Origin of the sequence: Vibrio sp. Hal054 (genome assembly GCF_037162405.1) — a bacterium.
Classification (GTDB): Bacteria; Pseudomonadota; Gammaproteobacteria; order Enterobacterales; family Vibrionaceae; genus Vibrio; species Vibrio diazotrophicus.
The window spans coordinates 192,414-202,108 of the sequence record NZ_JARLUT010000003.1; the positions used below are offsets into that span (position 1 = coordinate 192,414).

Genomic DNA, 9,695 nt, shown 5'->3' on the forward strand with positions numbered 1-9,695 from the left:
CTCTAAAACCCATAGTATTTATCGTGAAAATCTAAGCACTGAGCGGCTTTAAACACGCCTCCTAAATGCCCATAACACGCCTTTTCAATTAAGGAACATGATCCCCGCGTTGGAGCCTCATCAGAGGTTTCGCTACTGTTATTGTCGTCACTGCGCTGAGGAAGCGTACACAGGCGATCATATTGCGATACTTCACCATTGTAGTCACTGCAATAGATAGGGTCAGAATAGGCCCCACAAGCAAATGCGTTTTCCTGCGCTAGCTTACTTGTGCAACCACCTATGGTGTATCGCTTCTCACCGTACTCATCATAGTACCAGCCTGTTATGCATAGTTCCGCTTCTGGTGTGAAGCGCGAGCAGGGAAGGTATTCAAAAGGTTCGCTGCTGTTGCCTGAATCGACGTAACATTCATTGAGGTCAGTTCCAATAGGTTCCCCCATAGAGCAGGGCACAATGATTTTTCTTCCATCAGTGTCGTAAGAATAGCAACGTGATGCACCCGTTTCATCCGTCTCCGTGCTTGGCTTTGCTTCTACTAGATTCTTCCATTCATCTACGAGGTCTAATTCAAAGTTTGTTTTTTCGTCAATCTCGTTGAGCATTTCGTCAACAGTTGCTGACTTGACTTTCTGTATCTGATTGCAGACTTGCTTACCTATACCCATTTTAATGTCATCGAGAGTAGGCAAGCCAATTAAGTCAAAGTTTAACTCACAAGTTTCAAACGGATTGAACCAGCTTGAAGGATTGCCTGAAGACATATCCAACTCACATCCCATATCAAGTGCTGGGAGCTTGAGCTTTATCGTGTACGAATCACATTCGCTACTAGCCTTTAGGCTCCATGTATTGTCGTCAATTTCAGCATGACTCAAAGCGGGGAATAATACTAAGCATATCATTAAGAGGCGTATCATCATTCTGTCGGTGCCTCTTAATTGGATATATCCGACGTGAATTCATCAATGTCGTCGTTTACACCGTCTTCTACACTATCGATAGATTGATTCACTTCATCAATCAAACCATCAATCGTCGATGCTTTTACCTCTTGTATCTTGTCACAGACAGCACCAGCAAGACCCGCCTTAATGTCTGCGATGCTCGGTAGCCCAATCATGTCAAAATTCAGCTCACACGTTTCAAAGGGGTTAAACCAACTTGATGGATTTCCTGAGCTCGTGTCTGTGTTACATCCCATATCAAGAGCAGGAAGAGGAAGAGACAATGTAACGGTATCGCACTTATCTGACATTTGCAGAGTCCATGATTCTTCCATCGCCAAACAGGATGTGGCTGTAAGCAATACGCAGCCACCAATGAAACTGTTAATCTTCATGATTTTCTTCCTTGTATGGCTTGCAACACTGATATTCTTTGAATGACGCTCGCTCGTTGCATGAGCAAAGATGAATGCATTTCTGGGGTGTCGGAGTAGGCGCATTGGTAAGCTATATCGTAAATAGCGTGTCCATAGTCATGGTTTTCAAACCCTAGATAGGCAAGGACGACAATGGATTCGGTGAACGGTAGGTAAGCCAACAGTTTGATAAGGTTTTCAATCAGCGCACTGTCATGGTCATCGAATGGCTTTCTGCACACCTCGGGAAGTTTCTCAAAGGTATCAATGAGATCTTGCACGCTGACTTCGACACTCCAATCTTCTTTCTTCTCTAAGTTTTTTAAAAAAACCTTTCCGAATTCGCTGTACTGGGCTAGGTAAACCTCTTTGAATTTCTCAAAGTTTTCTACGTTACGTTGGCCTTTAATTGGTGACATGACATTTGAACTTGTGTTGTATATAATAACAAAATGTACATTACACTGGTTAAAGTTTCAATGAAATTTAAAAACTCACTCTCTACTTCTGGCATAGAATCTGCGCCACTTTTAGATTCATTGGTCATCAATTCTTCGGCCAAAATCAGTCAAGAAAACGTGCTTTCCTTTGACCAGTGCGTAGATGCACTTAAAGCCTATCATGACCCATCTTTGGATAAAGCAATCCTTGCCGCGGTGTCTAACAGTGACCAACCAATTTTCAACTTCAAGGATGTGGAACACAGCATTCCTCAAGACCCAGATTCGTTGTTTCAAGAGCAAGCTATCGATGGACCTGACATGGGAATGCCACTATGAAGCATCAATTGAGAAAAAATCTAGTAACGGTGGCTCTCTCGGCATCCGTTTTTTACACGGGGAGCGCATACGCAATTGTGTGCACCGACCCTGCTGGTAACGCGTTGCAAATACAGGAAATGGTTAAAGATGCTGGCTTATGGGTTCAGGAAAAGGGAATGATGCTTACGCAGATGGCTCAAGATAAAGCCATGTCACTCTATGAAACCTACCAATCAGAGTACAATGCCAGTGCGGGAATATCATCTGTGACAACTGCAATAAGCTCTACTGAAAACGCGGCTTCTGAAGAGCGCTATACTACTTCAGCATCCGCGTGTGACACGTTAAATCGTAGCCTTTCAATTGTTAACTCATTTTCCGATTCTTGTGAAAACCCTGTTACTGAAGCTTTCTTTTCTAACGAGCAAGACCAAATCACTGACTGTTCACTTGGTGGTTCAGGGTTGAACTGTGGCCGTGTGCAAGCTCGCAGACAGCAAATAGCAACAGCGGTCAACGATGCGGTTGAAAACAAAGATGGACGCAAGCTATTAAACATCTTGTCTGGTGAGAAGCTGCTTGGGTTAAGTGACCAACCAATGCTGCCTGCCGATGAAAAAGAACACATGATAGCGTTATCTTTGTTACTTGGTGTTGAAGACCCAACTAACTTGCCTCGTGCGGCTAACGGAGCAATGTTAGACATCTCAGATGAGAACTCAGCAAAAGAGCTTTCTTACTGGGCAAGAAGGCATTTGCTTCGTTCCGTTCCTAACGCTGCATTAACGCGTGTATATCAGTTGTATTCCCCTGATGCTGAAGGCAACGCTTCCACAATGGCACGAATCAAGGACCAAGTGGATTACTACACTAGTGAACAGTTCATTAAACTTATTACCAACACCAATGATAAATCATCTTTGCCCAGCGGTTGGGATACGGCTTCACCTGCGGAAAAACACGCATACAATCAAAAAGCAGATATTAGTAAACGCATCACGTCTAGTCATGAAGTGACTCGTTATATTGCCGAAATGATGTCGCTATCTCTTCGTATGCAGTCCATTGATATCGAAACAAATCTTAATTCCAACTCCATGTTGGCACTTCAGCTTAAAGAAACACGTCAATGAGCGCTGAACTTGACACGGCTACTGCTCAATCAGCGTTAGAGCAGGTACTAACTCGAATTACAACGATGGATATTCCAGCGTTGTATTTCTTATTGGAAAAATTTGCGTTTCTTTCTGCTCTCGTGATTTTTGGTTCTGCCTGCTACTCCATGTGGAAGGTGAGGGCTCTTACTGGCAACATGACCATGCAATCCATGCATATGGCCGATGTTACGCCTATGTCCTTGGGTGCTAAATTCTTTGCAATGACATTTTTAGCCAGTTTTGGGCAAGGCCAAGCTCTTATCTCAAACACTCTATTTTTGGAATCGTTTGATTCTTACTCCATCGACACCCTTCGTTCGATTAGCTGCGCGGTCAGTGATGCTACTGGCTGTTTGTCTTACGAGTTAGGAATGTTTCAAGATGGTAGCTGGTCAGAGAACGCTGTTAACCAAACATTTTTTGAGTTTTTTACCGCTGTCATTGTCATGGCAGGCACAATTTATTACCTAATTGGTTGGCTCTCATTTGCCAAACTGGGTTCTGAGCAAGGTCGCAACAAAACCTTTTGGCAGTGTATATGGCAAATATTTATCGGCGCACTTTTGATGCGACCAACAGAGACTTGGCGAATGTTAACAGGCGGGTACTTCTAGATGGATGAAACCAGTATTTTCAATTCGTTCAATGAGCCATCTATTGCCCATTGGCTGGCAATGATGTTGGGTCAATGGATATATGCTTTTACAGGCATTGAGGTAACGATTGAGCATCCCGTTAGCGCAGCAATGGTGTTGCTTGCGTGTCTCACAGTCATTGCTTTGATGGCTTACGCAATAATATTTATGTTCTTTGGCGGCAAAGCCATTTTTTCCGCAGGGGCAACAGCAAATCTGGTTTCCAAGCCGACGCAGTTCATGCATGTGCGTGTCCTTTCTGTGTTTATGCTACTTATGCCGACGACTTATGCACTTGATGCACTAAATAAATACAGCGTCAGCATCTCTAACGGTCAGGTTATTACGGTTGGATCGCTCCTTTGGGGCAGTGGAGTCGCTGATGTAGGCTGGCACATTGCGGGTGAATCACTTATTCGCTACAACATTTCTGGACTTCCTCAGCATTTTGATACGGTAAGCAAATCCAATTCGTTGGCCAAATCATTCCTATGTAACGAGTTCTACTACGAAAACATAGGCAAAAATGCCAATCAATCACTTATCTATTACAGCGTGAATGATGGAGAGCTTACAGGCTCTGATAAGCTCAGTAACATTGCTTTCCCTACCAAAGAAGCGATCACGCAAGCAGCCTCTTCGTATCCTTTGAAAATCTATCTTGGCGGAAAAGATGGTAATTGTGGGTCTTTTTCCTTCTCCTATGGCTATGATGATTCCACTACCAATGATTCAATTATTTCTCGAATGGAGACGAACCTATATGGAGGTCTTCGTAGTGGCGATATCATCGCTCGTAATGAAGCAATTACAGCGTTTATCTCGTATTTGGATATCTACAGTACTTTTGCTGATAGTTACTACACTATTATGGGGCGCGTAAACCCCGATACCATCGCAGAGACTAAAATAGCTCAAGGAAATCACAGCAAAGCCATTGATGTATCATTGCTAGTGAACGAGGGTGGATTGCCAACTGCAACCGCTGGCGATAGCTTGGAGAGAAAAATCGCCTCAATTACTGACGCGCTCAACTATCTGGCAATACGTTTATCCTACGAACAATCTGCCATGTCGCAGACTGCGAACGACGCGATCATCAAAGCTTTAACGGGCGTGTCTAATAATGAAGAAGCAGATTTGGAGGACTTTTCATCCAACTTGTTTAATGAATGGTTGGGTGGTTATCTTAACGCAGGTATGTTTTGGTCGGTCTTCCAGAATATCTCCGATTTACTGTATAAAACTAATCGTGAAATAAATAGCTTTGATCTCGCTAACGCGGATATTGACGAGGCCACACTTTGTCAAGATGTCGGATTTGTTACGCGAGCAGCGAAAAGCATCTCGTCGTTCTTTGGCGACAATCGCTATTTGTGCCAATCCTCTCAGCATGTACTCGAATCTTTCTCAATCATTGAACAGCTTGGTTACATCAAAGCTCGCAATACCATCCCAACCACTATTTCTGCGGCAGGTTCTAGTTATACCATTGATGCTAAAAAGTGGGCGGCAAACTTTAGCAAATCAGACCCTTCCACGCGACCAAAGTCTGCTGATTACGACAGTGAGGTAAATGGACTCTTCTGGCTCGTAAATAAAATCTGGGGGCAAGCACTTAAGTTCAACTCCGACAATGCCGTTGCTAATACTGGCAACATCACAAGCACACAGTCACTACTCGAAGGTGACAGCAGCTTTATGATGGACATGAGTGGCACCACCTCACCGTTTTCACTGCTTACCCAATTCGGTCAAGAGACTCGTGATGCAGCAATTCTCGTAGAAGGTGCTGCGATCACTATGAGTTCATTCTATAAGGCTTTCGATAGAACCGTAGACGACAAGGCTAAGGACAGGAACCCTATATTAGCTTTTATGATCCGCTTCTTTGGCTTTATGTTTGGTTCCACTATAGAGCGAATTGCTACCACTCTTCACCATTTATATACCACGTTACTAGTATCGAGCTTAGGGTTAACCTATGGTATACCTGTCATTCCAATCGTTGGTTGGGTGTTCATAGGTATTTCGATATTGTTCACCGCTTTGGTCGCCATTGGAGCTATTAACTTTGGCGCAATTCTCATGGGATTACCTAAAGGCGACGGTGTTTTCGCCCCCGACACTGAGCGAATTGTTAGTCTGGTATTTGGTACTTTCATTCGCCAGTTCTTGATTGTTGTTGGCTTTGTCGCTCACCTCACCATTGCTTACGCAGGGCTTTCATTTCTCAATCTCATATGGTTGGGCTCTTGGGTAAATAAGCTGTCCAATTTAGGCATACTGGATGGCATTTTCACGGTCATTGTATTCTTTGCAGGTTACATGGTTGCGGCTTTCTACATTTGCTTATATTCATTCCGCTTCATTGGTAAATATGTGGACGAAATAGGCGTGTGGGTATCAACTGTGTTGGTCGGTGGCGCGTTGGGTTCACATGGTGATGAGGTTCAGACGGCGGGGCAGGGCTTGCTTGCAATGTCCGGCAAATTGGATGAGTTGATAAAAAACACCCAAAAACCGCAAGCACCAACATCAGGCGCTGGTGGCGGTAATAGCAATACTAAAGATAAAGACCCATCAACTAAAACGGCGAACAGTAACGCATGAGTATAAAAGATACCAAAGGTACACCTACTCGTTTAGATACCTTAGACAAACCTGATGTAGACTTAGGCCATGCTGAGCATTTGTTTAACAATGACAGTACTCAGGGTTCAAGGGTTGTCCAAACGATCAAATATTCTACGACTATTGAAAAATCTGTCGTTACTGAGGTTTCAACCACACAGCATCAAGGTAGCGTCATTATTGATGGTGAGGCGTCTCAGTTTCACCCACCAATTGTCGATGATACTAGTGGGTTGCCACCGCAACATCCAACTTACACTCCCAGTTCGGACGTTATCATTTCGGATGATGGTAAGTCTGTTGCTATCAAAAAACGAGGGCTGTTTAAGCGGATTGTTGATCACCACATAGTCTTGCTTGATGACTGTACTTTTAGGAATTTACGCAGCAACAAGCCTTTTACGCATATCTTTGTTAAAGGTATCTATCAGGATTATAAAACGTTATTGAGTACTACTTCGGTATTTGATAAATACGATTATTTGTCCGATCACAAGATGTCCGTTCGCAATACAATGAGTTGGACAGGTGAAGATGCCATCGCTATCGTTGAAGGACAATACACCCGACTACGTTGGACTATGGTCTTGATTCTGGTGTTTTGGATGCTTGGTCTTTATAAATTCACCCTTGGCACGTTAGAGTTTTTCGCGCACTCCATCACTGGGTTATCTCTGATATCCTATTTTGGTATGGTCGGTTTTCAGCTTGTGGCCACCACCTATTATTTTGCTTATGGCTATCACACCTATGCGTTGAACATCGATACGTTCATTTCAAGGCGCGATTACTACAAAGCTCTTATGAAGGGCAAACTTAACGCGTGGTTTCCCTTCTTAGAATTTCATAATGACCAAGATTAAGCGCCATTGGCGCTTAATCTTCTCTAGTTACCGCTATTAATGGTTCGCCTTTTTTTCATCGTTATAGCAACGACGCTTTTGGGTTGAACATTAACCTTTGTTTCCTGCTGAGAAAGCTGTCTCAACAAGCTGTTATAGCGGATCTCTCGCTTCTGTAGCTTTGTCGCTATCTTCTCCGCAAGTTGGTCTATTGAACTTATGGAGATGTCTGGTGGTGTGTCGTAGGTCCATACTGGCGCATCTATAGAGTACCCTATATCGCTGTCCTCTCTAAATCGCTTGGTCAATACTGCGTTCTGATACAAAGCCAATTGTGCATAATACTTGGCCACGCCGAGAGGCGCATCTTCGTCCATGTTGTAGATAGCACTAAATAGTGGAAATGTTTCAGCGGTCCACACTTCACGCAAAGTTGCCGACATTGCATCTTGTCGCAGCTTATTATCTACATTTCTTAGCACTTTCTCTGACTTGATCTGCATGTTGGCCAAGTCTACTTCTTCAATCGTCTGTAGCTGCTTCAACGCCATATTGGTGCGTTCTTCTACGTCGCGGTTCTCGATTAGGTCAAAAATAATATTCATTAAGTCATCACGCTTTTTACGCAGCGTTCTTTGTGCACTCTTACATTGGCCAATCTCTTCTTTAATCTGCAACTTCTGCCTGTCAGACATTTGGCCAGAATTGAGCAATGTAGTGAACAAGCTATCTAACTTAAGGTTCACAGCAGTAAGCTCTTCAATCACCGTGTTAAATGTGGCGCGAATGGAGTTGGGCATCAAGTTACTCTTCGGGTGTACAGTATAGGTTCGCATTGTAGCAAAAAGGGAGGGTGAATATTTAGATAATAAAAAAGCCGCTTATCGCGGCCTTACGTAAAGAAACGTTAGTCTTCGATTGACCGTATTACTCTGTCGATCAGCCATGACAAGGCGAAACTAACCAGAGTTAGTACCATTCCCCAGAACACATGCAGTTTAGGAATCCAAACACCGATCACGAGATTTCGAGCACCATATGCAAACGGGTTTGTTCCTGTTACAGCTTGCTCCGTTAAACTATCAAGCCCAGCATTCCAAGCTCTTTCTATTGTGCCTGCGTGGGACATATAAATATCAATTGGCAGAGATAGGAACCCGTGAAGAGCGAAGGTACTAATCGCAAACACGATAAGCACACGTACGATAATCCCACCACCCTGTTTTTCTGAAAAAAGGGAAAGAATGGCACTAGGTACTAAGTAGAACATACGTCGAACAATGGACGTATAAAGCAACGTCACAAACACCATTGGCACCGACAAAATGTAGTAAGTTGTTCGGCCTAATACCATAAGTTTACCTCTCAAACCTATTTTGCTGGTTCAAACGTTTGACCGTCATTAATGGTCACATCTACCAGACGCTGAGCTTTATTAAACACAAAGTCTACGGCCTGACGAACATTCTCATTATGCGAAGAATAAGTGTAACGATACTTAAGTACCGTTCTGTCATCAGGGTATTCAACAGATTGTGCGTAGCCAAAGAGCTTTTCTACGTCATCTTGTGTTGAAATACCCACAGACACACGTTCAAGTTTTGCAAAGTTAATGGCTCTGCCTTCTTGTTTTGGCGAGGCACATCCTGATAGTCCCATTGCAGCCACCAATACTAGCGATGCAAGTGCATGTTTTTTAGAAAAAGTCATATATCACCAATAATCTGTCATTTTCATTATATTTATGTTTTATGGTTTTGCAAACATTTCTACGTTTCAGGGTAATAGCAATAGATGTGAGATAGTCCATAACCGTTCGTATCATCCATTTCTTGCTTGTTCGCAGGATTGTAAGTTCTCATTTTTACTCGCCAGTTTGTGCCTTCTCTAGTTACAGGATACTTATTAATGTTGTTGTTCATGGTGATGTTTCCTGCGTTCAAGAAGTAAGTACTCCATTGAAACGGCGTAACAACAATCCTTTCATATCCCCGAGTTCCGCAGTCAGGCATGGGAACAAGGTCATTGTATTGCGAAAGTAGTACGCCTTTTAAAACGTAGTTCGGCAAGCGCTCAGATAGCAAAGCCTCGCCCACACTACCGACGGCCAAATCTTCAATACGGCTTATTCCGTCTAAATCAAGCATGTATTCTGGACTGTTTGCATCGTACACATTCCCCGTGGTGAAAATACTACCTTTGGATAGGGTGGTGTAGTCTGTGTCATCACCTACTTTTAATTCACCTGCAAAGTAGTTTTGTACATCCGCATCGACTTGCTCAATGTAACCTGTACTTAGAGC

The 9,695-nt window shown here is 43.3% G+C and carries 11 protein-coding genes and 1 pseudogene; 5 read left to right on the plus strand and 7 right to left on the minus strand.

The annotated features are described in order from the left end of the window. Positions 1 to 2: 2 nt before the first annotated feature. From P4S58_RS23605 to P4S58_RS23615, 3 genes are read right to left on the minus strand one after another with little or no spacing between them, the layout of a single operon-like run. Positions 3 to 923, minus strand: coding sequence for a hypothetical protein (locus tag P4S58_RS23605; protein ID WP_337166303.1), 921 nt, complete (start codon positions 921 to 923; stop codon positions 3 to 5). Between the two features lie 14 nt (positions 924 to 937). After that, entirely contained in the window at positions 938 to 1,342 is a 405-nt protein-coding gene (locus P4S58_RS23610; protein ID WP_337166305.1) for a hypothetical protein, read from the minus strand. Beyond that, positions 1,339 to 1,782: a hypothetical protein gene (locus P4S58_RS23615; RefSeq protein ID WP_337166307.1), complete on the minus strand. Its 444-nt coding sequence runs from the start codon at positions 1,780 to 1,782 to the stop codon at positions 1,339 to 1,341. Before P4S58_RS23615 ends, P4S58_RS23610 begins: the two co-directional genes overlap by 4 nt. 60 nt (positions 1,783 to 1,842) lie before the next feature. On the opposite strand from P4S58_RS23615, the gene P4S58_RS23620 reads away from it, so the two are divergent. Genes P4S58_RS23620 through P4S58_RS23640 form a run of 5 tightly spaced genes read left to right on the plus strand, consistent with a single transcriptional unit; the run spans position 1,843 to position 7,413 of the window. Beyond that, entirely contained in the window at positions 1,843 to 2,142 is a 300-nt protein-coding gene (locus P4S58_RS23620; protein WP_337166309.1) for a hypothetical protein, read from the plus strand. Continuing rightward, positions 2,139 to 3,257 (plus strand): hypothetical protein, encoded by a 1,119-nt coding sequence (locus P4S58_RS23625; RefSeq protein WP_337166311.1) that lies wholly within the window; start codon positions 2,139 to 2,141, stop codon positions 3,255 to 3,257. Before P4S58_RS23620 ends, P4S58_RS23625 begins: the two co-directional genes overlap by 4 nt. Beyond that, positions 3,254 to 3,895, plus strand: coding sequence for a hypothetical protein (locus tag P4S58_RS23630; protein ID WP_337166313.1), 642 nt, complete (start codon positions 3,254 to 3,256; stop codon positions 3,893 to 3,895). Before P4S58_RS23625 ends, P4S58_RS23630 begins: the two co-directional genes overlap by 4 nt. Further along, positions 3,896 to 6,529 carry a hypothetical protein gene (locus tag P4S58_RS23635; RefSeq protein WP_337166315.1) on the plus strand — a complete coding sequence of 878 codons (2,634 nt, stop codon included), beginning with the start codon at positions 3,896 to 3,898 and terminating at the stop codon, positions 6,527 to 6,529. Continuing rightward, positions 6,526 to 7,413, plus strand: a complete 888-nt coding sequence (locus tag P4S58_RS23640; RefSeq protein WP_337166317.1) for a hypothetical protein — start codon at positions 6,526 to 6,528, stop codon at positions 7,411 to 7,413. The genes P4S58_RS23635 and P4S58_RS23640 overlap by 4 nt, the downstream gene beginning before the upstream one ends. Positions 7,414 to 7,436: 23 nt before the next feature. On the opposite strand, the gene P4S58_RS23645 is transcribed toward P4S58_RS23640, so the two are convergent. The 4 genes and pseudogenes from P4S58_RS23645 to P4S58_RS23660 all read right to left on the minus strand — a co-directional run. Continuing rightward, complete coding sequence (locus P4S58_RS23645) at positions 7,437 to 8,192, minus strand: hypothetical protein (protein ID WP_337166319.1); 756 nt, start codon at positions 8,190 to 8,192, stop codon at positions 7,437 to 7,439. 107 nt (positions 8,193 to 8,299) lie between these two features. Beyond that, on the minus strand, positions 8,300 to 8,746 hold the full coding sequence (locus P4S58_RS23650) for a hypothetical protein (RefSeq protein WP_337166321.1): 447 nt from the start codon (positions 8,744 to 8,746) through the stop codon (positions 8,300 to 8,302). Positions 8,747 to 8,763: 17 nt separating this feature from the next. After that, a complete protein-coding gene (locus P4S58_RS23655; RefSeq protein WP_337166323.1) occupies positions 8,764 to 9,102 on the minus strand; it encodes a hypothetical protein in 339 nt (112 codons plus the stop codon). A 59-nt stretch (positions 9,103 to 9,161) separates the two neighbouring features. Next, positions 9,162 to 9,695, minus strand: a pseudogene (locus P4S58_RS23660) (type II secretion system protein); the annotation flags it as partial.